A 24469-nucleotide genomic window follows, 5' to 3' on the forward strand; every position below is an offset into this window, starting at 1 on the left:
CCTGAACTTGGCCTTTCCCGCCCCTGTAAAACTTGACGCTTGCAGGGTTTCATGGTGAAGGTCTCGCCCGACTCTTGATCCTGTTTTCCCGGAATATCATTGAAATGGCGACTGAACGTTATAATCCGCGCGATGCCGAGCCCCGTTGGCAACAGACCTGGAACGATGCCAAGGTTTTCGAGACCGACAACAGCGATCCGCGCGAAAAATACTACGTTCTGGAGATGTTTCCCTACCCGTCGGGCCGCATCCATATGGGCCATGTGCGCAACTATGCCATGGGCGACGTGGTAGCTCGCTACAAGCGCGCCCGCGGCTTCAATGTCCTGCACCCCATGGGCTGGGACGCTTTCGGCATGCCGGCTGAAAACGCCGCCCGCGACAATAAGGTGCATCCGAAGACCTGGACCTACCAGAACATCGAATCCATGAAGGCGCAGCTGAAGGCCATGGGCCTGTCGCTCGACTGGTCACGCGAATTCGCCACCTGCGATGTCGAATATTACCAGCAGCAGCAGCACCTCTTCCTCGACATGATGGAAAAGGGTCTGGTCTACCGCAAGCAGTCCAAGGTCAATTGGGACCCTGTCGACCAGACGGTTCTGGCCAACGAGCAGGTCATCGACGGCCGCGGCTGGCGCTCGGGTGCGCTGGTGGAGCAGCGCGACCTGGTGCAGTGGTTCTTCAAGATCACCGATTTCAGCCAGGACCTCCTGGACTCGCTCGATACGCTCGACCAATGGCCTGAAAAGGTCCGGCTGATGCAGAAGAACTGGATCGGTCGATCCGAGGGCCTGACGGTTCGTTGGGAAATCGTGGGTTCGACGGCACCCGCCGGCGAAAGCGAAGTCGTGGTCTACACGACCCGTCCCGACACGCTGTTCGGTGCGTCGTTCCTGGCCATCGCCGCCGACCATCCGCTGGCCAAGGCCGCAGCCGCGCAGAATCCGGCTATCGAAGCCTTCGCCGAGGAATGCCGCCATCACGGAACCTCGCTCGCAGCGCTGGAAACGGCCGAAAAGAAGGGCATCGACACCGGCGTCCGGGTCAGGCATCCGCTCGACCCATCCTGGGAACTGCCGGTCTATGCCGCGAACTTCGTGCTGATGGATTACGGTACCGGCGCCATCTTCGGCTGCCCGTCCGGCGATCAGCGCGACCTGGATTTCGCCCGCAAATACGGTCTGCCCGTCGTACCGGTCGTCATGCCGAAGGACGGCGACGCTGCGACCTTCGAGGTCGGCGACACCGCCTACGTCGACGACGGCGTGATGATCAATTCCCGTTTCCTTGACGGCAAGACGACCGAGGAAGCCTTCGGGATCGTGGCCAACCGCCTGTCGGAAACGATCGTCGGCAACATGCCGCAGGGCGAGCGCAAGGTGAATTTCCGCCTGCGCGACTGGGGCATCTCGCGCCAGCGCTACTGGGGCTGCCCGATCCCGGTCATCCATTGCGATGATTGCGGCGTCGTGCCGGTGCCGAAAGCGGACCTGCCGGTCAAGCTGCCGGACGACGTGACTTTCGACCTGCCGGGCAACCCGCTCGACCGCCATCCGACCTGGCGCCATGTCGCCTGCCCGCAATGTGGCAAGCAAGCCCGCCGCGAGACGGACACGATGGACACGTTCGTCGATTCGAGCTGGTATTTCACCCGCTTTACCGCGCCTTGGGAGAAGGATCCGACCAATCCGGCCGTCGCCAACCGATGGCTGCCGGTTGACCAGTATATCGGCGGCATCGAGCACGCGATCCTGCACCTGCTCTATTCCCGTTTCTTCACTCGCGCCATGCGCGAGACCGGCCATGTCGAGGTCAAGGAGCCCTTCAAGGGCCTCTTCACGCAAGGCATGGTCGTGCACGAAACCTATCGTCGTGGCACCGGCCCCAACGGTGAATGGGTGGCCCCGGCCGAGATTCGCATCGAGGAAGTGGACGGCAAACGCCGCGCCACCATGCTCGAGGGTGGCGAAGAAGTCACCATCGGCTCCATCGAGAAGATGTCGAAGTCGAAGAAGAATGTTGTCGATCCGGACGATATCATCGCCTCCTATGGCGCCGATACCGCACGCTTCTTCGTACTTTCCGACTCTCCACCGGACCGCGACGTCATCTGGTCGGAAGCCGGCGTCGAAGGCGCTCACCGCTTCACCCAGCGCCTGTGGCGGCTGATTTCGGAGGCCTCCGAAAACTTGGCTGGTGTCGATCCGGTGCCGGCTAAGGACGGCGAGGCGCTGGCGATCTCGCAGCTCGCCCACAAGACGCTGAAGGCGGTTCAGGGCGATTACGACAAGCTCTCCTTCAACAAGGCCGTCGCGCGCATCTATGAGCTCGTAAACACACTTGCAGCGCCACTCGCCCGGGTCGCAGGCGGCGAGGGCGATACGGCCTATCGGGGAGCCGTCCGCAACGCGTCGGAGATCCTGATCCAGCTTGTCGCCCCCATGACGCCGCATCTGGCCGAAGAGTGCTGGGCGGTCCTCGGCAACAAGGAACTGCTCTCCCTGGCCGCCTGGCCGCAATATGACGAAACCCTGGTCGTCGAGAACGAGGTCACACTGCCGGTCCAAATCAACGGCAAGAAGCGCGGCGAATTGACAATCGCGCGCGACGCGGATCAAAGTGCGGTCGAAGCTGCGGTTCTGGCGCTGGATGCGGTCAAAGCGGCACTTGAAGGCCGGGCGCCGAAGAAAGTAATCGTCGTCCCACAGAGGATCGTAAACATTGTCGTTTGACCGCTCTCTTCGTCGTTTCGGGTTCGTATCCAGCCTGGTAATGCTGACGGTGCTCGCCGGCTGCCAGGTTCGCCCGCTTTATTCCGAGGCTTCCGGCACGGGCGAGCGCCTAGCGTCGGTCGGCTTCGAGCAACCCCACACTCGCCTCGACCAAGTTGTCCGCAACCATCTGGTCTTCCTCACCTCCGGGGGTGCCGGCGAGTCCACCCGTCCTGCTTACGACGTGAAGCTGGTAACCAAGAGCACGGCCTCGACCATTATTGACGACGAGGACGACGAAGACGACGACAACGTCTCTCCGACCGGCGTACCGGTCCCCGGCCGCGTTCAGGTGGACGGCACCTACACGATTAGCCGCATCAGCGACGGGCAGGTGCTGAAGTCCGGCAAACGTCAGGTCGTTGCGCTCATCGACATTTCCGGCCAGGGCTATGCAGGCCTCCGCGCTGTTCGCGACGCCGAAAACCGCGCCGCAAGAGAACTTGCCGAGTTCATCCGCGCCGAGATCGCGATTGCGCTTTCGCGCGAACCTCAGCCGCAGACGGTATGGCAGAAGTAAAATCCCACGAATTCGATCGGTTTGCTGAGAAGAGTGCGGAACTCTACAAGATTTTCGTGATCTACGGCCCGGATCGCGGCCTCGTTTCCGAACGGGCGGCACTGATCGCAGGCAAGACGGGCATTTCCCAGGATGATCCGTTTGCGATGCTCAAACTCGACGTTTCGGACCTGCAGGGCGACCCGGGGCGGCTTCTCGATGAAGTGAATTCAATGGGTCTTTTCGGCGGCTCGAAGCTCGTTTGGCTGCGGGGCGCTGCCAACGAAAAGCCGCTCCTGGACGCAATGCAGGTTCTGGCTGACGGCCCGGCCCCAGCCAATATCCTGATCGTCGAGGCCGGCGACCTCAAGAAAGGGAGCGGGCTGCGGAAGATCGCCGAACCCTCCCGATCCATCGCCGTCATTCCCTGCTACGCGGACGATATCAAGGCTTTGAACAGCCTCATCGATTCGGAACTGGGGAGCGAAGGCCTCAGGATCAGCCCTGGCGCCCGCCAGAGGCTCCTGGAGTTGCTTGGGGGAGACCGCGTGGCCTCCCGGAACGAGATCCGTAAACTCGCGCTTTACTGCCGTGGCACGGGTATGGTCGAAGAGGCGCAGATCGATGAAATCATCGGCGACGCGAGCGCAGTTTCGGCCGATGAGGCCGTCGACGCAATCCTCAGCGGCGATTTGCCCGCTCTGCATCGCGCCATCCAGAAGATCGTCTCGTCGAAGACACCGGTTTTTCTCGTCCTGCAATCCTGCCTGAAACAATTCCAGCTGCTGGATCTGATGAAGGCGGAGATGGAGGAGAAGAAACTCCAGACCGCCCAGGTCATGATGACGCTCGGCAGGCATATTCACTTCAAGCGTAAGCCGATCATCGAAAAAGCGCTGAGAATCTGGAGCTCGCCGGCGCTCGCCCGTGAAACGGAAAGATTGCAGGCCGCGATCCTGATGTCGCGACAGAGGCAGAGCCTCGAACCCAATATTGCGTTCCACACGCTGATGGCTACAGCTATTCAGTCAAGTCGTTGAATAGACTAGGTTATCGCCGCTCAAGAAGGCGGCATATCTCCTCGAGCTGCTCAAGCGTGCGGTAACCGATCCTGATCTGCCCACCACCGTTCTTGTGGTTGATCTTCACGTCCAGGCCCAGTGAATCAGAAAGGGTGCGTTCCAGCGCAAGAGTATCAGAGTCCTTTTGTTCCGCTTTCGAAACGTTTGCGGGCTCCGATTGGGCCTTGATGTCGTTTTGAGCCAGCTTCTCAGCATCTCGAACCGACATGCCTTTAGCGATAATCGTACGTGCCAGCGAAACCGGATCCGATGTCGTGATAAGCGCACGGGCGTGACCCGCGGAAAGGCTACCTCCTGCCAGCATGTCCCGAACCGGCTCCGGCAGTTTCAGCAGGCGGAGGCTATTAGCCACATGGCTTCGGCTTTTGCCGATGATTTCGCCAAGATCGTTCTGGGTGTAACCATGCTCGGCAATCAACTGATCATAACCCAGCGCCTCTTCCAAGGGATTGAGATCTGAGCGCTGGACGTTTTCGACGATAGCGATCTCAAGCGCCGTCCGATCATCCACATCGCGAACGATGACGGGAATTTCGACCAGGCCAGCCAGCTGAGCCGCACGCCAGCGGCGCTCGCCGGCAATGATTTCAAATTGATCGGTGCCGCGCGGACGAACAACGACCGGCTGAACGATACCATGCTGACGAATGGAGCTTGCGAGATCCTGCAGCTCACCTTCATCGAAGCTCCGGCGCGGGTTCTTCGGATTGCGCGACACGTGCTCGATCGGCACCATGCGATCCGGGTTGACGCTGCGGGCACCACTGTTGACAGGTGCCGGCTGGTCCATCTCACCGATAAGAGCTGCAAGGCCGCGCCCCAGGCGCCGTTTCGAGAGGTCGTCGTTCATTCTCATTACTCACTTGTCTGCAAAGCGTCAGGCAGCCTTGCGCCTGCGTTCCCGCTGGATGACTTCAGAAGCCAGCTGCAAATAGGCCTGGCTGCCGGCGCACTTCAAATCGTAAAGGATTGCCGGCTTCCCGTAGGAGGGCGCTTCCGAAACGCGAACATTGCGCGGAATCAACGTATGGTAGACCTTTTCGCCCAGATGCGTCCGAACATCGTTGACCACCTGCTGGGCGAGGTTGTTTCGCGCGTCGAACATGGTCAGAACAATTCCCTGGATGTCGAGCGAGGGATTGACGCTACGACGCACCTGGTCGACGGTTTCCAGCAGCTGACTCAGACCCTCCAGAGCGAAAAACTCGCACTGTAGGGGCACCAGAATAGAATGAGCCGCCGCCATGGCATTCATCGTCAACAGGTTGAACGATGGGGGGCAGTCCAGCAGAATGTAGGAATAGGCCAGAGCGTCATCGCCATTCAGGGCGCTTCGAAGCTTGAACGCCCGATCGGGAGCCTGGGAGATCTCCATCTCGAAGCCTAGTAGATCCATCGTCGAAGGGACGATGTGAAGGTTCGGAACAGCCGTTGCCAGCGCTGTTTCGGCAATGGAGTTATAACCCATCAACAGGTCATAAGAAGAGATCTTGCGATCACGGCGTTCAATGCCCAGCCCGGTGCTGGCATTGCCCTGCGGATCGAGGTCCACGATCAGGACACTCTCGCCGATAGCGGCGAGCGCCGTGGCCAGGTTGATCGCCGTCGTTGTCTTACCCACGCCACCTTTTTGGTTGGCAATAGTGATAACCCGATTTCTTTCAAACATGCGGCACCTGAAAATCTAGGGTTCTTTGTGCCTCAAATTGCTTATCTCAAGGATAACTGAATCCGGCTCGACGGCACTCTGGTGTTTTATCAGATCGAATACCCAACGACCACGGGCTTTCTCGACTTCCGCCGCGTAATCCCGGCCTTTATGAAAAAAAGCTCTTGTTTCTTTGCCGATCATCCACCCCGATGTGTAGGAAAGAAGCGGATCAAGCTCTGCAAGAGCCCTGGCTGAGATGCGCTCGCAATCTGGAAGGGCCTTCGAAGCCGATTCGATTCGCAACGGATGAACAGAGCCCCTTGCGCCCGTCTCACTAAGCGCCACTCGAAGAAACGCTGCCTTTTTCTGATTGCTCTCCACCAGATGAACCCAGCCCTCCTGCGCCTCGGCCAGAAAGATCGCGGTTATGATCCCGGGGAAGCCACCTCCGGAGCCCAGATCAAGCCACTTGCATGGCTGCGGGGAGAGTTGAAAGACTTGAGCGCTGTCAGCTATATGGCGCCGCCACAGCTCATCTAGCGTCGATGGCGCCACAAGGTTGATGGCCTTGGCCCACTTCTGGAAAAGCGCAGAAAAATGTTCAAGCTTCTCTTGCGTTTCACGTGAAACACTCTTGCCGTTCAGAAGCATTTACAGGACTCGCTTGAGGCGATCTGGTGCAGCTTCTTCTTTACGAAGGAGCGCCAGGATGAGAGCAAGGGCGGCTGGCGTCATCCCATCAACCTTGCCAGCCTGTGCAAGATTCCCCGGATTGGCCGCTGTCAGCTTCAGTTTAAGTTCATTGGAAAGACCAGGAAGACCAGTAAAATCAAAGCCTTGCGGGATAATTCGGGCCTCATCACGATGGGTAGCGTGAATATCGGCTGCCTGCCGGTTCATGTAAACCGCATAGGACGCTTCAATTTCCAGGGCTTCCGCAACCTTGGGGGACAACTGCGCAAATTCAGGCCATATAGCGGTGAGGCCATCCAAGGATTGATCAGGATAAGCCAGCAGCTCATAAGCAGTTCGGCGCTGCCCATCCTTGTTCAGCTTCAGGCCATGATCGTTAGCCTCATTAGGGGTCAGATTGCGGGACCGAAGCAAATCCCGGCCCGCATCCAGCGCCTGTGTATAGGCGCGCAATTTCGCCGCCCGCGCAGGTCCGACACAGCCCAGTTCAATCGCCTTCTCCGTCAGCCGAACATCCGCGTTGTCGGCCCTAAGCGACAGCCGGTATTCGGCACGGGACGTAAACATCCGATAGGGTTCAGTCACCCCGCGAGACGTGAGATCGTCGATCATGACTCCGATATAGGAGTCGGCACGGCTGAAATGATAGGGCTCACTGCCGGACGCCGTTTGCGCCGCATTCAACCCGGCAACCAGACCCTGCGCCGCTGCTTCTTCATAACCCGTTGTGCCATTGATCTGTCCGGCAAGGAACAACCCCGGAATCTTCTTCACTTCCAGGCCCGCGGTCAGTTCCCGGGGATCCACGTGATCATATTCGATCGCGTAACCGGGCTGCATGATCGTCACTGCCTCCAGACCCGGAATTGTTCGAATGAACGCTTCCTGGACCTCGGCGGGTAGGGACGTCGAAATACCATTCGGATAGACTGTCGGATCGTCCAGGCCTTCCGGCTCCAGAAAAATCTGATGCCCGTCGCGCTCGCCGAAACGGACGATCTTGTCCTCGATCGACGGGCAATACCGTGGACCTACTCCTTCGATCTGGCCGGAATACATCGCGGAGCGATGGATATTGTCTGAGATGATCTTGTGGGTCGCATCTGTTGTGCGCGTGACACCGCAGGCAATCTGCCTTGTGGTGATCTTGTCGGTCATGAAGGAAAAAGGAACCGGATGTTCGTCGGCCTCCTGCAAGCCGACGCGGCTCCAGTCGATCGTATTTCCATCCAGCCGCGCCGGAGTACCGGTCTTCAGCCGACCCAGCCGTAAGCCAAATCGCGCCAGGGTCTCAGACAGTCCCAGGGAAGGGGCTTCACCGACGCGGCCGGCAGGAATCTTCTGGTCGCCGATATGAATCAGGCCGCGAAGAAAAGTTCCGGTTGTCAGAACAATTGTTCCGCATCCGAATCGACGCCCATCTTTCAGTTCAACCGAGCTGACTAGCCCGTCCTCGATTCCGATATCGAAGGCGTCTCCCTCGATTACAGTGAGGTTAGGGTGGTCGAAAATTTCACGCTGCATCGCCAGGCGGTAAAGCTTGCGATCGGCCTGGGTCCGCGGTCCGCGCACAGCAGGTCCCTTTTTGCGGTTGAGGAGGCGGAACTGGATACCGGAGGCATCCGCGACGCGGCCCATCAAACCGTCGAAGGCATCGACCTCCCGCACGAGATGGCCCTTGCCGAGACCGCCGATCGCAGGGTTGCATGACATCACGCCGATGGTCTGCCGGTTATGGGTTATCAGCGCAGTGCTGGCTCCCATGCGCGCAGCCGCACTCGCTGCCTCGCAGCCAGCATGCCCCCCGCCGATGACGATGACGTCGAATGTCGTTTCCATTTGCCTACCTTATGAAACAGCGCGGCCCGCCCTGTTTCACGTGAATCACTTGCCGATGCAGAACTGCGAAAAAATCACATCAAGGAGTTGCTCCACATCGACCCGGCCGGTGATGCGGCCCAGCGACGATGCTGCGGCCCGGAGGCTCTCGGCCCGAAGATCGAGCTCTCGGCCGTTTAACGCTTCTTCGATGAAAATGGAAGCCTCTTTCAGGTACTGAAGGTGTCGCTGCCGGTTGGGAACCAGCGATCCGGACCAGGTCTCGCGGAGTTTTTCCAGGATCAGGGAACGAAGCTCATCCAGCCCATCCCCCGTTTCGCTGGAAATATTCAGATCGTAGGCGGCCGAAGGGCCGCGTATATCTGCCTTCGTTCCTACGCGCAGGACTTCCGCGGTCACCCTGTCGAGGATCTGTTTCGAGTCCGAATCGATCTCTTCGAGCTGCAGAACGAGATCGGCTTGTTCGATCGCTATGCGTGCCCTCCGCACGCCTTCCTGCTCAACGCGATCCTCGCTCTCACGAAGCCCCGCGGTATCGAAGAAGCGCACGAGATAACCATCCATGTCCACGTCGACATGCAGAATATCCCTCGTAGTGCCGGCAATCTCCGTCACGATCGCAACATCGCGCTTTGCCAGCGCGTTGAGGAGACTGGATTTGCCGGCATTCGGTGGACCTGCGATCACCACCTTGTATCCGTCGCGGATGATTTCTCCAGCTTTCGCTGAGGCGATATGATTCTGGATCTTAAGATAAAGATCCGCCACCTCGGTCCAAACCCTGTCCGAAACCGATCCGGGAACGTCGTCCTCATCCGCGAAGTCGAGCTCCGCTTCGATCAAGGCCCGCGCACGGGTCAATCTCTCGGCCCATTCCATATAGAGCGCCGACTGCCCGCCAAAACCCTGTTCGACTGCCAGCCGCCGCTGCATCTCGGTCTCGGCGGCGATTAGATCCGCGAGGCCCTCGACCTCCACCAGATCGAGCTTTCCGTTTTCGAACGCCCGGCGGGAAAACTCGCCCGCTTCGGCCAGACGAAGCCCTATCGCTTCCAGTTCCCGATAAACCGCGGAAACAACGGCGCGGCTGCCATGCAGGTGAATTTCAACACAGTCCTCGCCGGTAAAGGAATTCGGACCCGGAAAGGCCAGGACCAGAGCTTGATCGATTATCGAACCGTTGCGGCTCCGAATCGTCCTGAGCGCAGCCCTCCTGGCGGCCGGCAGCTCGCCCGTCAAGACCTGGGCGGCGTCGAATGCCAGCGTCCCGCTTATCCGGACGACTGCAACGCCGGCGGGGAGGGTGCCGCTGGAATGGGCATAGATCGTATCGTTGACTGCCTGGATCATGGAATCAATCTATCAGAGACGGCTCCAAACTGAAAAGCGCCCGGTTAAAACCGAGCGCTCGTCGTATTCGTGAATCCGGCTAAGGATCAGGTGTTCATCGAGTCGAAGAAATCGCCGTTGGTCTTCGTCTGCTTCAGCTTGTCGATCAGGAACTCGATCGCATCCGTAGTGCCCATCGGGGCGAGGATACGGCGAAGCACGAAGATCTTCTGGAGATCCTGACGCGGCACGAGCAGGTCTTCCTTACGCGTACCGGACTTGAGGATGTCCATCGACGGGAAGATGCGCTTGTCGGCGACCTTGCGGTCGAGCACGATTTCCGAGTTGCCGGTGCCCTTGAACTCTTCGAAGATGACTTCGTCCATCCGGCTACCGGTGTCGATCAGCGCGGTCGCAATGATCGTCAGCGAGCCGCCTTCCTCGATGTTACGGGCGGCACCGAAGAAACGCTTCGGGCGCTGCAGGGCGTTGGCGTCCACGCCGCCCGTCAGCACCTTGCCGGAGGAGGGCACGACGGTGTTGTAGGCGCGGCCGAGGCGGGTGATGGAATCGAGCAGGATGACGACGTCACGGCCGTGTTCGACCAGGCGCTTTGCCTTCTCGATCACCATTTCGGCAACCTGCACGTGGCGCACGGCTGGTTCGTCGAAGGTTGAGGAGACAACCTCGCCCTTGACCGAACGCTGCATGTCCGTGACTTCCTCCGGCCGTTCGTCGATCAGCAGGACGATCAGATAACATTCCGGATGGTTGGCAGTGATCGAGTGGGCGATGTTCTGCAAGAGAACGGTCTTACCGGTGCGCGGCGGCGCGACGATCAGGCCGCGCTGGCCCTTGCCGAGCGGTGCCACCAGGTCGATCACTCGGGCGGATAGATCCTTGGAGGTCGGAACTTCCAGTTCCATCTTGAACCGCTCGTTCGGGTAAAGCGGTGTCAGGTTGTCGAAGTGAACCTTGTGACGGATCTTTTCCGGGTCGTCGAAATTGATCGTGTTGACCTTGAGGAGGGCGAAATAACGCTCGCCTTCCTTGGGACCACGGATCGGGCCCTCGACCGTGTCGCCGGTCTTCAGCGAGAAGCGGCGGATTTGGGAGGGAGAGATATAGATATCATCGGGACCGGGCAGGTAGTTTGCGTTCGCGGAACGCAGGAAACCAAACCCGTCCTGCAAGACCTCGACCACGCCTTCGCCGATGATTTCGACGTCCTGGCTCGCCAGAACCTTGAGAATCGCGAACATCAGCTCCTGCTTGCGCATCGTGCTGGCGTTCTCGACCTCGAGTGATTCGGCGAAGGTCAGCAAATCGGTAGGGGATTTGCTTTTGAGTTCTTGAAGCTTCATTTCAGCCATGAAGAGGGGACCATATTGAGAATTTCGGGGGAATTAGGCGTGTCGGTGAAATTCGCTACCGCGGAAGATGATCCGGGGACGACGGGAAATTACACGCATGCCACGAGATGAGATGGCGAGGAAAATAGCGATTCACGTGGAACGCCGCAAGGGGCAAGACGGGAAATCTTGCCAAAGAAACAGCAAGCCGTGGTTCAGAAGGGTTTTACGATCACCAGAATGACGATCCCGATCATCAGAACGGTCGGAAGTTCATTCATCATACGCCAGTAACGCGGCGCTTTTCGCGGACCATCGACCGCAAAGCTGCGCACCGCGCGACCAAACAGCACATGCACCATTGTGAGCAGCACCACAAGCCCGATTTTCGCATGCAGCCAGCCGCCGCGAAATTCATAGACGTCCCAGGCGAGGTAAAGACCGAGCACCCAGGTGATCATCATCGCCGGGTTCATGATGATCTTCAGGAGCCGCTGCTCCATCATCTTGAAGGTTTCGGACTGCGCCGAACCCGGTTCCGCGTCGCTGTGATAGATGAACAGCCGCGGCATGTAGAGCAATCCGGCCATCCAAGACATCACCGCGATGACATGGAAAGCCTTGACGTAGAGAAGAAAATCACCCGGCTGAGCCAGATAGACCGCAAGCAGGATGGCGACGAAGACGGCAAGCGCGACCAGGGCCCGAAATGCCGACCGCCGCCCGGCTGTCTTGCCTGTCTGCAGCTCCTCCCCGCTCACACCTTCGCTCCGCGCACCCGCTCGATCAGTGTCGTCACATGGTCGGGATTGGCCTCGGGCGTAATGCCATGGCCAAGGTTGAAGATCAGCGGCCCTTGGCCAAGCTTCTCGAGAATGGCGTCGATGCCGTCTTCGAGCGACTTACCGCCGGCGACGACCCGCATCGGGTCGAGATTGCCCTGGACCGGGCCATCCTTCTGCAGCTCGACAGCAAACGAAAGCGGCACCGACCAGTCGAGGCCGATCGCATCCGCCCCGGTCTTCTGGCGATAGGATTTCAGGTTCAGACCGGCGCCCTTGGCGAACGCGATGATCTTCGCCTGCGGCCGCTGGCGGCGAACGATCTCGATCATCCGCGCGACGGGTTTCACCGCATAGGCTTCGAATTCCTTCTCGCCAAGCACGCCCGCCCAGGAATCGAAAATCTGCACGGCATCCGCCCCGGCATCGATCTGGGCGACCAGATATTCCGCGGAAATTTCAGCAAGAGCTGAAAGGAGCTTTTCGAAAGCCTCGGGATGCCGATAGGCAAACAACCGGGCAGGGGCCTGATCGGGCGTCCCATGGCCGGCGATCATATAGGTGGCAACCGTCCAGGGGGCGCCACAGAAACCGAGCAGCGCAGTTTCGTCAGGGAGTTCCCGTCTCAGGCGACGAACCGTTTCCATGACGGGAGCAAGATGTGCAAGAACGCCTTCGCCCCTCAGAGCCTGAATGCCGGCAACATCGATCGGATCCATCTGGGGACCCTCGCCCTGCACGAACCGCACGTTTCGATGAAGAGCATCCGGAATGACCAGGATATCGGAAAACAGGATCGCCGCATCGAAGCCGTAACGCCGGATCGGCTGCAAAGTCACCTCGACAGCCAGATCCGGCGTATAACAGAGATCGAGAAAACTTCCCGCTGTCGCCCGCGTTTCCCGGTATTCGGGCAGGTAACGTCCTGCCTGCCTCATCAGCCAGACAGGCGGTGGAGTGACGGTCTTGCCTTCCAGCACCTCGACGATCTTCCGGTATGAGCCGGTCAATGGGTTCTCCCTAAAAACAAAGAAATGAATCTTAAAAGGTTTTCTATTTCTTAGAGTCGGTGAGTAGCAAGGATTAAAGTCAAATCACAGCCGACGCGACGATCCGCCGCTTTGCCCCCCCTCCAGGGATAAAAAATCACATCTCGGGCAGGTTCACGGGGACAGTATGAATTTCACCAGTCAATTCAGAGGCATGGCGCTCTGATGGATTAGGCGCTATCTGTGGATAAGCTGGGGAGGAAAATGAGGCGTGGGGAGCTTGTCCCCGCAACACACAAGACCACCTGATCCGCATCCGCGAGATCTGCGAATGTGGAAAACTAGGCAGTTTTCCCGAGGCCGGGTCGGGGTCCGGGAGAACCTGATGGTCTTTCCCGAGTTATCAACAAAGGGTTAAGTTTAGCGTGGAGAACAGAAAAAACTTCTTCCATCTGCACCTCATATCTGACTCCACGGGCGAAACCCTCATTTCCGCGGGCCGCGCCGCCTCGGCTCAGTTCCAGTCGTCGCTGGCGGTGGAACATGTCTATCCGCTGATCCGCAACCGCAAACAGCTGCTGGCGGTGCTCGAGGCGCTCGACCGTGAACCAGGCATCGTTCTTTATACGATTGTCGATCAGGAACTGGCCGAGCTCATCGACCAGCGCTGCCGGGAAATGGGCTTGCCTTGCGTCAACGTCCTAGAACCGGTCATGGCGACCTTCCAGGCCTATCTTGGTGCGCCGTCCCGTCGCCGCGTCGGCGCCCAGCACGCGCTCAACGCGGATTATTTCAAGCGCATCGAGGCGCTCAATTTCACCATGGATCACGACGACGGCCAGATGCCGGAGGACTACGACGAGGCGGATGTCGTGCTGATCGGCATCAGCCGCACCTCGAAAACCCCGACCAGCATCTATCTCGCCAACCGCGGCATCAAGACCGCCAACATCCCGATCGTGCCGGGCGTCGATCTGCCCGACAGCCTCTATCGCGCAACCCACCCGCTGATCGTCGGCCTCGTCGCCACCACCGACCGGATCAGCCAGGTGCGCGAACACCGCGATCTCGGCGTCACTCAAGGGTTCGACCGGCGCGATTATACGGACCGCGCGACGATCAACGAGGAGCTGAAATACGCCCGCGCGCTCTGCGCACGCCAGAACTGGCCTGTCATCGACGTAACCCGCCGGTCGATAGAGGAGACGGCAGCCGCAATCGTTGCGCTACGCCCGAAGCTGCGTTAAGCGAATCCGCTCGCAGCCTTTGGGAGATTTCCGTGACAGTGCCGCTCGTACTCGCCTCCTCCAGCCCCTTCCGCAGGATGCTGCTCGAAAACGCAGGCCTCGCTTTTGAAAGCAGGGCGGCGGATATCGACGAGCGGAAAATCGAGGCCGGACTGGAGGGCGCAAGCCCCGATCAGGTGGCGCTGACGCTTGCCAAGGCAAAGGCGGTGGATGTGAGCCGTCATTTTCCTGGCGCGCTGGTGATCGGCTCGGACCAGACCATGTCGCTCGGAAGCCGAGTTTATCACAAGCCGAAAACCCTTGCCGAAGCGAAAGATAACCTGCTTTCCCTTTCCGACAGAACCCATCGTCTGAACAGCGCGATCGCTTTTGTGCGTGGTAACGAGATCGTTTGGGAACATGTCGCCCACGCGGACCTGAGCGTCCGGAAACTGAACGAAACCTTCGTTGACCGCTACCTGTCGCGGGTCGGGGAAAAGGTCTACGGCAGCGTCGGGGCCTATCAGCTCGAAGGGGAGGGTATCCAGTTGTTTTCAAGGATCGAAGGCGACTATTTCACCATACTCGGCTTGCCCATGCTGCCGCTTCTCGAAAAGCTCCGCGAACTGGGAGCGATCGATGGCTGATTCACGTGAAACATTTTTGGTTAATGCTTTCGTAACCGGCTGGCCGGTGAAACATTCCCGCTCCCCGTTGATCCACGGTTATTGGCTGAAGAAGTTCGAAATTGCCGGGACCTACAGGCCCGAGGCCGTGACCGAAGCGGACTTCCCCGCCTTCATCCAATCGCTGAAAGACGGAAGCTCCGGCTTTCGCGGCGGCAATGTCACCATTCCCCATAAGGAGCTTGCCTTCAAGCTGGCCGACCGGCCGGATGATCTGGCGGAAGAGCTCGGCGCGTCGAACACGCTCTGGATGGAAGACGGCCTGTTGCACGCCACCAATACCGACGGCCACGGGTTCACTGCCAATCTCGACGACCGCCATTCGGGCTGGGACAAGATCGGCCGCGCCGTGATTTTGGGCGCCGGTGGCGCAAGCCGCGCTGTCATCCAGGCGATACGGGATCGCGGCGTCGGTGAGATCCATGCGGTCAATCGGACGGTTTCACGAGCCCAGGAACTGGCTGATCGGTTCGGCCCGAAAGTCCATGCCCATCCTGTCGAAGCGCTGCACGAGGTCATGTCCGGCGCAGGCCTTTTTGTAAACACGACATCGCTCGGCATGGACGGCGGCGAAGCGCTGGAGATTGACTTCTCGCCGTTGGCGTTCGGGGCGGTCGTCACCGATATCGTCTACGTCCCTTTGAAAACGCCACTGCTCGTCCAGGCCGAAGAACAAGGTTTCGCGACCGTCGATGGGCTCGGCATGCTGTTGCACCAGGCTGTGCCCGGTTTCGAAAAATGGTTCGGCCGCCGCCCGGTTGTCGATAAAACTCTTCGGGACCTCGTCATCGCCGATATGGAAAGCCACGGATGATCGTCATCGGCCTCACCGGCTCCATCGGAATGGGAAAATCCACAACCGCGAAAATGTTCGCGGAGGAGGGCGTCGCGGTGAATGACTCCGATGCCGTCGTCCATGATCTCTACCGCACCGATGCGGTGGCACCCGTCGGCGAGGCATTTCCCGGTACGGTCAAGGATGGCGTCATCGACCGTCAGGAACTGTCCCGCCAGCTTTCGGCGTCGCCTGAAAAATTCCCGGTCCTTGAAGCGATCGTCCATCCGCTGGTCCGCAAGCGTGAAGTCGATTTCCTGACCCGCCACAGAGAGGCCGGCACTGACCTCGTGCTCCTCGATATCCCGCTTCTCTTCGAAGTGAAGGGCGAAGATCGCGTCGATGTTATTGTCGTTGTCACCTGCGATCCACAGATACAGCGCGACAGGGTGCTTGCGCGTCCCGGCATGACGGAGGAAAAATTGGCGATGATTCTCTCGCGCCAGCTGCCCGATGCGGAAAAACGCAAAAGAGCCGATTTCCTTGTCGATACGGGCCTTGGACTGGACGCGGCGAGAGAACGGGTTCGCGAGATCATCGCATCTCTGAAGGCCGGAAAGACGAGCGAGAAAAAGCCACATGCGTGAGATCATCTTCGATACGGAAACAACGGGCCTCGAATCGAAGGTCGATCGGGTGATCGAAATCGGCGGCATCGAGCTGATCAACAATTTCCCGACCGGCAGGACGCTTCATCTCTACATCAATCCGGGCGACCGCAAGGTTCATCCGGACGCACTGGCGGTTCACGGCATTACCGACGAGTTCCTGAAGGACAAGCCGAGCTTCGGCGATGTCGTCCAGCAGATCATCGAATTTTTCGACGGTGCCAAGTGGATCGCCCATAACGCCACCTTCGACATGGGCTTCATGAATGCGGAATTCGGCCGCCTCGGCCTGCCGCCGGTGATGTCCGACCAGGTCATCGACACCCTGGCCATGGCCCGCCGCAAACATCCGATGGGTCCGAATTCGCTCGATGCGCTCTGCCGCCGTTACGGCATCGACAACGCCCACCGCACCAAGCACGGCGCGCTGCTCGACTCCGAACTGCTCGCCGAAGTCTACATCGAGATGACCGGCGGCCGCCAGACCGCGCTCGGCCTGATGGGTAACGAACGGTCTGCGACGGTGATCGAGGTCGATGAAGTCGTGGCGGCGGTAACTGGCCGTCCGCGGCCTCTTGGTAGCCGCCTGACGGAAGCCGAGATCGAAGCGCATGCGGCCATGGTCACGTCCCTGAAGGACAAGGCGGTCTGGCTGAACTACAAGCCGGCCGAATAAAAAAGCCCGGGTCGAAGCCCGGGCTCTTTTCGTCAAATCCAAAACTCGATCTCAGCTGTCGAGCGCCTGGACCTTGGAACGGGCCTGTTCCTCGGCCATGCGCTGCGTAAACATCTGCGCGAAATCGATCGGGTCGATCATCAGCGGCGGGAAGCCACCATTGCGCGTCACGTCCGCAATGATCTGGCGGGCGAACGGGAACAGGAGACGCGGGCACTCGATGAAGAGCAGCGGCAGCATGTGTTCCTGCGGAAAACCGGTGATGCGGAAGACGCCGCCATACACCAGTTCGGCCGCGAAGACGATCTTGTCGCCTTCCTTGGCTTCGGCGTTCAGCGTCAGGATAACGTCGAAATCGGCGTCCGAAAGCGGATTGGCGTTGACGTTGACATTGATGTTGATCGCCGGCGCCTTGTCGCGCGCCTGCAGCGAACGCGGAGCGCCCGGGTTCTCGAAGGAGAGATCCTTGGTGTACTGCGCCAGGATGTTGAGGGACGGCGTTGCGGCCTGGTTGTTATCGTCTGCCATTGGGATTTCCTCGAGGCTTTGGAGCGTTGAGGCCCTCTAACATTTCGTCTGGGGGCTTACAACCCTGGCCAACCCGCAGGACCTCTCAAGGTTCCTTGCTTTTGGGGCCGGCCCAGGGCGAAGAGGGGTCGGGATCGCGATGGTAATCCTGCTCGTCGAGATCGACCACCGGCCCGGTTTTCTTGGCCTCCGGCGAAGGCTTCGGGCTTTCGTAGCGATAGCTTTCGCTGCGCGGCGACCGGACGACGACGATGCGGCGGCCGACCACAGACCAGATCAGGCTGCGCACGAAGGGAATGAACAGCGCCAACCCGATGATGTCGGTGAGGAAGCCGGGCAGCAACAGGAGGATTCCGGCGACCACGATCATCGCGCCGTCGATCAGGGCGCGGCCGGGCGCGCGGCCGTCGCGGCTCTCGGTCGAAATCTTCCTCAGGATCTGGGTCCCCTGGCTGCGAAGCAGAATGGCTCCGAGCACTGCGGTACCGATGACCAGACCGAGTGTCGCCCAGAGGCCGAGTGCTCTACCGACCAGCACGAAGCCGGCGATTTCGGCGAGCGGCCAGCCGATCAGAAGAAGCGGCACGAGAAAGAAGCGCATGATATTCCCTGTGTCGTGATATCCGGTTGCGCGCAAAGCGCTAACGTCTTCATCATTTGAATGATAGGCGTATGCAGACTATATGAGAGACTGCACCGAATATTTAAACGCCAAATGCGGGTTAAGATGGGCTCCAACGACTTTATAACACTCTTTTTCCTTGTCGCAGCGGTTCTGATCTTCCTGCAACTGCGCAGTGTGCTCGGACGCCGGACGGGAAGCGAGAAGCCGCCGTTCGATCCTTACAGCCCCCGCGACGTCGTGAAAAACCCGGGTGGCGATGACGGCAAGGTCGTGACTCTGCCACGTCGCGACGCCACGGATGACGAGCAGCGTTATGCGGATGTCGACGCTGTCGCCAAGCCCGACACGCCGCTCAACACCGCGCTGCGCGAACTGGTGAAGTCAGATCCTTCCTTCCGCCCCCGCGAGTTCCTGAACGGTGCCCGCATGGCTTACGAGATGATCGTCATGGCTTTTGCCGACGGCGACCGGAAGACGCTGAAGGGCCTCCTCTCCAAAGAGGTTTTTGACGGTTTCGACACGGCGATCACCGACCGGGAATCCCGCGGCGAGGTGGTGAAGTCCACATTCGTCGGTATCGACAAGGCGGATATCACCCATGCCGCCGTCAAGGACGCCGAGGAACAGATCACGGTTCGCATCGTCAGCCAGCTGATTTCCGCCACCTATGACAAGGCCGGCGCGCTGATCGACGGCGATCAGGAAACCGTGGCCGAAGTCACCGACATCTGGACCTTTGCCCGTGACATCCACTCTCGCGATCCGAACTGGAGATTGGTCGCCACCGAATCCGAACAATGACATTGAGCTCTGCGGATTATACTCTACGGCCGGTATCCTTCCCCGATCTTGCGGGGTGGGGCGATGACGATCCGACCGCGCTTTTTGCCGGCATGCGTGCGTCGCTGGAGCATATCCGCAAGGTCAAGCCATACCGCACCGGTTCCCTTGGCCTGACGGCCGAGGAACTCGCCACCTTCATCGAAGCCGCCCGGGACATCCCGGGCGATCCCGTTTCTGCCCGGGCCTTCTTCGAGACCCATTGCACGCCCTTCCTGATCTCCCGCAACGACGGCCGGCGCGGTTTCGTCACCGCTTTCTACGAGCCTGAGATAGAGGTCTCGGAAACGCGGGACGACGTCTGGATCCACCCCTTCTACTATCGCCCCGACGATCTGATCGATCTCGACGACAGCAACCGTCCGGCGGGATTGGACTCCGGCTACATGTTCGGAAGGCAAACGCCCGGTGGCATCGAGCCCTATCCGGACCGCGGCGAGATCGACCGAGGTTTTCTCGAAGGCCGCGGCCTGGAGATCGCCTATGCGAAATCCAAGGTCGATGTTTTCTTCATCCATGTTCAAGGCGCTGCAAGATTGCGATACCCGGATGGAAACATCCGGCGGATCACCTATGCCGCAAAGGCCGGTCATCCGTTCTCGCCGATCGGCAAGCTGCTGATCGACCGCGGCGAGATCGACCCGGCGAAGATTTCCATGCAGAGCATCCGAACCTGGCTGGCTGAGAATCCGGCTAAGGTTGACGAGGTGCTTTGGCACAATCGTTCCTACATCTTCTTCCGGGAAGCGGATGTCTCCGATCCGTCGCTCGGGCCGGTGGCGGCTGCCAAGGTGCCTCTGATCCCGGGACGCTCGCTGGCGGTCGATCGCCAGATCCACACCTTCGGTTTCCCCTTCTTTATCCGGTCCGAGACGCTGACCCATATGGATGGTGGCAAGCCCTTCGCGCGGCTGATGCTGGCGCTCGATACCGGATCCGCGATCGTCGGCCCGGCGCGCGGCGACATTTTTACTGGCTCCGGCTTCGAGGCGGGCGAGCTTGCTGGAACGGTGCGCAACGACGCGGACTTCTACATTCTCCTGCCCAAGGCAGCGTCCGTCAGGTACGGCGGATGAAGGGCGGTCGCAAACTCGATCCGGAAGAGCGGATATTGTGGGGAAGGGTCGCGAAGTCGGCCCGCGCCTTGCCCGGCCGCATGAAGGAGATACTGCAGTTCGAGGAAGCGGAGGCCGCAAAGATCGCCGCGGAGGAAGCGGCCGTCGAAGCGAAAAAGCCAAAACCCGCGCCGCGGCAGCAGAGTTATGCGGTCGAGCTTCCGGCACCCGTCCCGGCCAGGCGTCCCGCAGGTTCTCACCAGCCGCTCGAAAAGCCCGTCAAGAAAAAGCTCGCCAAGGGCCGGCTGCCGATCGACGCCCGTCTCGACCTGCACGGGCTATTCCAGGGCGAGGCCCACGACCTGCTGCTCGACTTTTTGCTGCGGGCACATGAACGCGGTCTTCGCCATGTGCTGGTGATCACCGGCAAGGGCAGCTCGATGGGCAGCGAAGGCGCGCTCCGACGCGCGGTGCCTCTGTGGTTTTCGAAAGCGGAGTTCCGGTTCCTGATCTCGTCTTACGAATGGGCGGCGCGTCATCATGGCGGGGAGGGCGCCATGTATGTGCGGCTTTCCCGCGGCAGAGGGGACAATCGCGGAGATCGGGAATGACTCCCTTCGGCCATGCACTGAGGGAGCTGCGCCGCCGCAAGGGCATCACCCAGCGCGAGCTTGCCGAGGCGATCGGCGTCACGCCTGCCTATCTTTCGGCCCTTGAGCATGGAAAGCGAGGCCGACCGACCTTCGAACTGCTGCAGCGGATCGCCGGTTATTTCAACGTCATCTGGGACGAGGCGGAAGAACTTTTCCGCCTTGCCGAAGCGTCGCATCCGAAAGTCGTGCTTGATACCGCGGGTCTGCCGCCATCATACACCGGCTTTGCCAACCGGCTGGCGCAGCGGATTCGCTCTTTACCGCCCGACGTGATAGAGGAAATGGACACGCTCCTCAAAAAAGCCGAGATGCGAGGCTGAATTCGCTACGCATCCACGGCTTTCATGCCGTATTGGCGAGGCTCAACCTTTAGAAACCGCCCCGATTTCCCTATATTCTGAGGGTGGAATGGCCGGTGATTCGCTTAACCGGCATCTCAAACGAATTGGAAGATACTTGATGACCGATACACCCGTCAGCGACAATGGCGCGAGTGCCGAATATGGTGCCGACTCGATCAAGGTTCTGAAGGGCCTCGATGCAGTGCGCAAGCGGCCCGGCATGTATATCGGCGATACGGACGACGGCTCCGGCCTGCATCACATGGTCTACGAAGTCGTGGACAACGCGATCGACGAGGCGCTGGCCGGCCATGCCGACCTGGTGACCGTCACGCTCAACGCGGACGGCTCCGTCACCGTGACGGATAACGGCCGCGGTATCCCGACCGATATTCACACCGGCGAGGGCGTATCGGCTGCCGAAGTGATCATGACCCAACTCCATGCTGGCGGCAAGTTCGACCAGAATTCCTACAAGGTCTCGGGCGGTCTGCACGGCGTCGGCGTCTCGGTCGTCAACGCGCTGTCCGTCTGGTTGAAGCTGCGCATCCGCCGCAACGGCAAGCTCCACGAAATCTCCTTCACCCACGGCGTTGCCGACGGCCCGCTCAAGGTCATCGGCGAATACGAAGGTCGCTCCGGAACCGAGGTTACCTTCCTCGTAAGCTCCGAAACCTTCACGATGACCGAATATGACTACGGCACGCTCGAGCATCGTCTGCGCGAACTGGCGTTCCTGAATTCCGGCGTTAGAATCCGGCTAACGGACAAGCGCAAGCCGGACGTCAAGGAAGAGGAGATGCTGTATGATGGCGGTCTCGAAGCCTTCGTCCGTTATCTCGATCGCTCCAAGAAGCCGCTGGTCGAAAAGCCGGTCAGCATCAAGGGCGAAAAGGACGGCATGACGGTCGAAGTGGCCATGTGGTGGAACGACAGCTACCACGAAAACATGCTCTGCTTCACCAACAACATTCCCCAGCGCGATGGCGGCACCCATATGGCCGGCTTCCGCGGCGCCCTGACGCGCCAGGTGACGTCCTACGCGGATAGTTCCGGCATCACCAAGAAGGAAAAGGTCACGCTGCAGGGAGAAGACTGCCGCGAAGGCCTGACAGCCGTGCTTTCCGTCAAGGTGCCCGACCCCAAGTTTTCATCGCAGACCAAGGATAAGCTCGTTTCGTCGGAAGTTCGGCCTGTGGTCGAAAGCCTGATGAACGAAGCCTTGAGCACCTGGTTTGAAGAGCATCCGACGGAAGCGAAGATCCTTGTCGGCAAGGTGGTCGAGGCGGCCGTCGCCCGCGAAGCCGCCCGCAAGGCCCGTGAATTGACCCGTCGCAAGGGCGTACTTGACATCGCCTCGCTGCCCGGCAAGCTCGCCGACTGCTCCGAGCGCGACCCGGCCAAGTCCGAACTGTTCCTCGTAGAGGGCGATTCCGCCGGCGGTTCCGCCAAGCAGGGCCGTTCGCGTGAGAACCAGGCGATCCTCCCGCTCCGCGGCAAGATTCTCAACGTCGAACGGGCCCGTTTCGACAAGATGCTCGGAAGCCAGGAAATCGGCACGCTGATCACCGCGCTCGGTACATCGATCGGCAAGGACGAGTTCAACGCCGACAAGCTGCGTTACCACAAAATCATCATCATGACGGACGCCGACGTCGACGGCGCCCATATTCGCACCCTGCTTCTGACCTTCTTCTTCCGCCAGATGCCGGAATTGATCGAGCGCGGGCATATCTACATCGCCCAGCCGCCGCTCTATAAGGTCAGCCGCGGCAAGTCGATCCAGTACCTGAAGAACGAAGTCGCCCTGGAAGAATACCTGATCACCATGGGCCTCGAAGAGGCGACGCTGACGCTCGGTTCCGGCGAAGTGCGTGCCGGCCAGGATATGCGCGAAGTCATCCAGGATGCGCTGCGCCTGCGCAGCCTGGTCGAAGGCCTGCATTCCCGCTACAGCCGCTCGATCATCGAACAGGCCGCGATCGCCGGTGCCCTCAATCCGGAACTGACCGACAACCGCGAACGGGCCCAGCAGACTGCCGACGAAGTCGCCCGCCGCCTGGACATGATCGCCGAAGAGACCGAACGCGGCTGGACCGGCCATGTGACGGACGAAGGCGGCCTGCGTTTCGAGCGCATGGTGCGCGGCGTCAAGGAAGTCGCCTCCGTAGACGTGGCACTGATCGGTTCGGCCGATGCCCGCCATATCGACCAGATGACGGCGCGCCTGCAGGAAATCTATCGCACCCCGCCGGTCCTCACTCGCAAGGATGGCCAGCAGGAAATGTCCGGCCCCCGCGCGCTGCTGGAATCGATCTTCGCGACAGGCCGCAAGGGTCTTTCCATGCAGCGTTACAAGGGTCTCGGCGAGATGAATGCCGAGCAGCTCTGGGAAACGACGCTCGATCCGAACGTCCGCTCGCTGCTGCAGGTCAGGGTCAACGATGCGACCGATGCCGACGGTCTCTTCTCGCGCCTGATGGGCGACGAAGTCGAACCGCGCCGCGAGTTCATTCAGGAAAACGCGCTGAGCGTCGCCAACCTCGACATCTGACGTTGAAGCTTCACAAAAAAGCGGCGGTCCCTGGGGCCGCCGCTTTTTTGTTTGTCCAGTTCGAAAATGTTTCACGTGAATCTTTCCTGTGGATACGGATTCACGTGAAACAATTTCGAGGCATCGCCGGCGTTCAGGGCTCTCCGGTGAATTTTCCCTCGAAGGCGATCTCCGAAACCGGCTTGCGCTTGCTTGGAAACTCCCGCTCGGCAAGGTCGTCGGGAAGCGTGCTCCGGTCCGCGATGCGGCCGATCGCAGCCGCTGCCTCGGCCCGGTAACCTTCCGGAATGCCCAGCACTTCGACGGCCTTTTCCTTGTCGAAACCCTCCATGCCATGCGCGTGATAACCGAGTTTCATCGCCTGGCAGATCACCGAGAACCAGGCAGCACCCGTATCGTAGGAATGGGTGTAGGCGAGCCGGCGCTCGCCATTGCTCGCGACGCGATAGGTCTTCGAGACAACGATCATCAGCGCTGCCGCGTTCTGCGCCCAGCGCTGATTACCCGGCGAAAGAATGTCGACGAGCACCGGAAAATGAGGCGTTCCGCGCAGCGCATAGATGAAACGCCAGGGCTGGTTGTTGCCGGAGGAGGGCGCCCAATGGGCAGCATCGAGGATCGTCAGCATGGTCGCCTGATCGATCGTTTCCTCGGTAAACGCCCGCGGCGACCAGCGGTCGAGGAAGAAGGTATCGATCGGAAACTCCGAATCGCGGGTGTTGCTGCTGGTCATGGGCATTCTCCGAAATTGCAGGCCGGGAGTAGATTTGGGACTAACAATAGGCCCACCGACCTGCTTGGCAACAGACTTCTGGTGGACTGAAAACGGGCGTGACAAGCCGGGACGCATGT

General features: G+C 60.0%; 24 protein-coding genes. 13 read left to right on the forward strand and 11 right to left on the reverse strand.

Translation table 11 applies throughout. From position 1 onward, the window contains the following. Positions 1-104 precede the first annotated feature (104 nt). From leuS to holA, 3 genes are read left to right on the forward strand one after another with little or no spacing between them, the layout of a single operon-like run. Positions 105-2735, forward strand: coding sequence for a leucine--tRNA ligase (gene leuS / locus ACSQ3G_RS20040; RefSeq protein ID WP_436111279.1), 2631 nt, complete (start codon positions 105-107; stop codon positions 2733-2735). After that, positions 2725-3294, forward strand: a complete 570-nt coding sequence (locus tag ACSQ3G_RS20045; RefSeq protein WP_436111280.1) for a hypothetical protein — start codon at positions 2725-2727, stop codon at positions 3292-3294. Before leuS ends, ACSQ3G_RS20045 begins: the two co-directional genes overlap by 11 nt. Then, positions 3282-4313: a DNA polymerase III subunit delta gene (holA, locus tag ACSQ3G_RS20050; RefSeq protein WP_436111281.1), complete on the forward strand. Its 1032-nt coding sequence runs from the start codon at positions 3282-3284 to the stop codon at positions 4311-4313. Before ACSQ3G_RS20045 ends, holA begins: the two co-directional genes overlap by 13 nt. 10 nt (positions 4314-4323) lie before the next feature. On the opposite strand, the gene ACSQ3G_RS20055 is transcribed toward holA, so the two are convergent. From ACSQ3G_RS20055 to hemE, 8 genes are all read right to left on the reverse strand, one after another. After that, entirely contained in the window at positions 4324-5205 is an 882-nt protein-coding gene (locus ACSQ3G_RS20055; RefSeq protein ID WP_436111282.1) for a ParB/RepB/Spo0J family partition protein, read from the reverse strand. 27 nt (positions 5206-5232) lie between these two features. Beyond that, entirely contained in the window at positions 5233-6024 is a 792-nt protein-coding gene (locus tag ACSQ3G_RS20060; protein ID WP_046636706.1) for a ParA family protein, read from the reverse strand. Positions 6025-6039: 15 nt separating this feature from the next. After that, complete coding sequence (gene rsmG, locus ACSQ3G_RS20065) at positions 6040-6657, reverse strand: 16S rRNA (guanine(527)-N(7))-methyltransferase RsmG (protein ID WP_436111283.1); 618 nt, start codon at positions 6655-6657, stop codon at positions 6040-6042. Further along, on the reverse strand, positions 6658-8538 hold the full coding sequence (mnmG, locus tag ACSQ3G_RS20070) for a tRNA uridine-5-carboxymethylaminomethyl(34) synthesis enzyme MnmG (RefSeq protein WP_436111284.1): 1881 nt from the start codon (positions 8536-8538) through the stop codon (positions 6658-6660). It lies immediately after the preceding gene. 45 nt (positions 8539-8583) lie between these two features. Beyond that, entirely contained in the window at positions 8584-9885 is a 1302-nt protein-coding gene (gene mnmE / locus ACSQ3G_RS20075; RefSeq protein ID WP_436111748.1) for a tRNA uridine-5-carboxymethylaminomethyl(34) synthesis GTPase MnmE, read from the reverse strand. Positions 9886-9974: 89 nt separating this feature from the next. Then, a complete protein-coding gene (gene rho, locus ACSQ3G_RS20080; protein ID WP_105404823.1) occupies positions 9975-11240 on the reverse strand; it encodes a transcription termination factor Rho in 1266 nt (421 codons plus the stop codon). 194 nt (positions 11241-11434) lie between these two features. Next, positions 11435-11980: a protoporphyrinogen oxidase HemJ gene (gene hemJ, locus ACSQ3G_RS20085; RefSeq protein WP_436111285.1), complete on the reverse strand. Its 546-nt coding sequence runs from the start codon at positions 11978-11980 to the stop codon at positions 11435-11437. Next, positions 11977-13011, reverse strand: coding sequence for a uroporphyrinogen decarboxylase (gene hemE, locus ACSQ3G_RS20090; protein ID WP_436111286.1), 1035 nt, complete (start codon positions 13009-13011; stop codon positions 11977-11979). Before hemE ends, hemJ begins: the two co-directional genes overlap by 4 nt. Positions 13012-13415: 404 nt before the next feature. Here hemE and ACSQ3G_RS20095 point away from each other — a divergent pair, with 404 nt between their 5' ends. From ACSQ3G_RS20095 to dnaQ, 5 genes are read left to right on the forward strand one after another with little or no spacing between them, the layout of a single operon-like run. Beyond that, on the forward strand, positions 13416-14237 hold the full coding sequence (locus tag ACSQ3G_RS20095; protein ID WP_436111287.1) for a pyruvate, water dikinase regulatory protein: 822 nt from the start codon (positions 13416-13418) through the stop codon (positions 14235-14237). A gap of 32 nt (positions 14238-14269) precedes the next feature. After that, positions 14270-14863, forward strand: coding sequence for a Maf-like protein (locus ACSQ3G_RS20100; protein WP_436111288.1), 594 nt, complete (start codon positions 14270-14272; stop codon positions 14861-14863). Beyond that, on the forward strand, positions 14856-15716 hold the full coding sequence (locus tag ACSQ3G_RS20105; RefSeq protein ID WP_436111289.1) for a shikimate dehydrogenase: 861 nt from the start codon (positions 14856-14858) through the stop codon (positions 15714-15716). Before ACSQ3G_RS20100 ends, ACSQ3G_RS20105 begins: the two co-directional genes overlap by 8 nt. Beyond that, positions 15713-16324: a dephospho-CoA kinase gene (coaE, locus tag ACSQ3G_RS20110; protein WP_436111290.1), complete on the forward strand. Its 612-nt coding sequence runs from the start codon at positions 15713-15715 to the stop codon at positions 16322-16324. The genes ACSQ3G_RS20105 and coaE overlap by 4 nt, the downstream gene beginning before the upstream one ends. Next, a complete protein-coding gene (gene dnaQ, locus ACSQ3G_RS20115) occupies positions 16317-17021 on the forward strand; it encodes a DNA polymerase III subunit epsilon (RefSeq protein WP_436111291.1) in 705 nt (234 codons plus the stop codon). Before coaE ends, dnaQ begins: the two co-directional genes overlap by 8 nt. Before the next feature lie 51 nt (positions 17022-17072). On the opposite strand, the gene secB is transcribed toward dnaQ, so the two are convergent. Together secB and ACSQ3G_RS20125 are read right to left on the reverse strand one after the other, a co-directional pair. Beyond that, the gene (gene secB, locus ACSQ3G_RS20120; protein ID WP_046611880.1) at positions 17073-17549 is read right to left on the reverse strand and encodes a protein-export chaperone SecB; all 477 of its coding nucleotides are present in this window, start codon (positions 17547-17549) and stop codon (positions 17073-17075) included. Between the two features lie 85 nt (positions 17550-17634). Then, positions 17635-18150 carry an FxsA family protein gene (locus tag ACSQ3G_RS20125; RefSeq protein ID WP_436111292.1) on the reverse strand — a complete coding sequence of 172 codons (516 nt, stop codon included), beginning with the start codon at positions 18148-18150 and terminating at the stop codon, positions 17635-17637. A 126-nt stretch (positions 18151-18276) separates the two neighbouring features. Here ACSQ3G_RS20125 and ACSQ3G_RS20130 point away from each other — a divergent pair, with 126 nt between their 5' ends. From ACSQ3G_RS20130 to gyrB, 5 genes are all read left to right on the forward strand, one after another. Then, entirely contained in the window at positions 18277-18975 is a 699-nt protein-coding gene (locus ACSQ3G_RS20130; RefSeq protein ID WP_436111293.1) for a Tim44/TimA family putative adaptor protein, read from the forward strand. Next, the gene (gene mltA, locus ACSQ3G_RS20135; protein ID WP_436111294.1) at positions 18972-20090 is read left to right on the forward strand and encodes a murein transglycosylase A; all 1119 of its coding nucleotides are present in this window, start codon (positions 18972-18974) and stop codon (positions 20088-20090) included. The genes ACSQ3G_RS20130 and mltA overlap by 4 nt, the downstream gene beginning before the upstream one ends. Next, a complete protein-coding gene (locus ACSQ3G_RS20140) occupies positions 20087-20680 on the forward strand; it encodes a Smr/MutS family protein (protein WP_436111295.1) in 594 nt (197 codons plus the stop codon). The genes mltA and ACSQ3G_RS20140 overlap by 4 nt, the downstream gene beginning before the upstream one ends. Then, on the forward strand, positions 20677-21042 hold the full coding sequence (locus ACSQ3G_RS20145; RefSeq protein ID WP_038547381.1) for a helix-turn-helix domain-containing protein: 366 nt from the start codon (positions 20677-20679) through the stop codon (positions 21040-21042). The genes ACSQ3G_RS20140 and ACSQ3G_RS20145 overlap by 4 nt, the downstream gene beginning before the upstream one ends. 139 nt (positions 21043-21181) lie before the next feature. Then, the gene (gyrB, locus tag ACSQ3G_RS20150) at positions 21182-23617 is read left to right on the forward strand and encodes a DNA topoisomerase (ATP-hydrolyzing) subunit B (protein WP_105404813.1); all 2436 of its coding nucleotides are present in this window, start codon (positions 21182-21184) and stop codon (positions 23615-23617) included. Positions 23618-23750: 133 nt separating this feature from the next. Here the strand turns inward: gyrB and ACSQ3G_RS20155 are convergent, their stop codons facing one another. Continuing rightward, a complete protein-coding gene (locus ACSQ3G_RS20155) occupies positions 23751-24350 on the reverse strand; it encodes a nitroreductase family protein (RefSeq protein WP_436111296.1) in 600 nt (199 codons plus the stop codon). Between the last annotated feature and the right edge of the window lie 119 nt (positions 24351-24469).

It is taken from the genome of Neorhizobium tomejilense (assembly GCF_964254135.1).
Taxonomy (GTDB): domain Bacteria; phylum Pseudomonadota; class Alphaproteobacteria; order Rhizobiales; family Rhizobiaceae; genus Neorhizobium; species Neorhizobium tomejilense.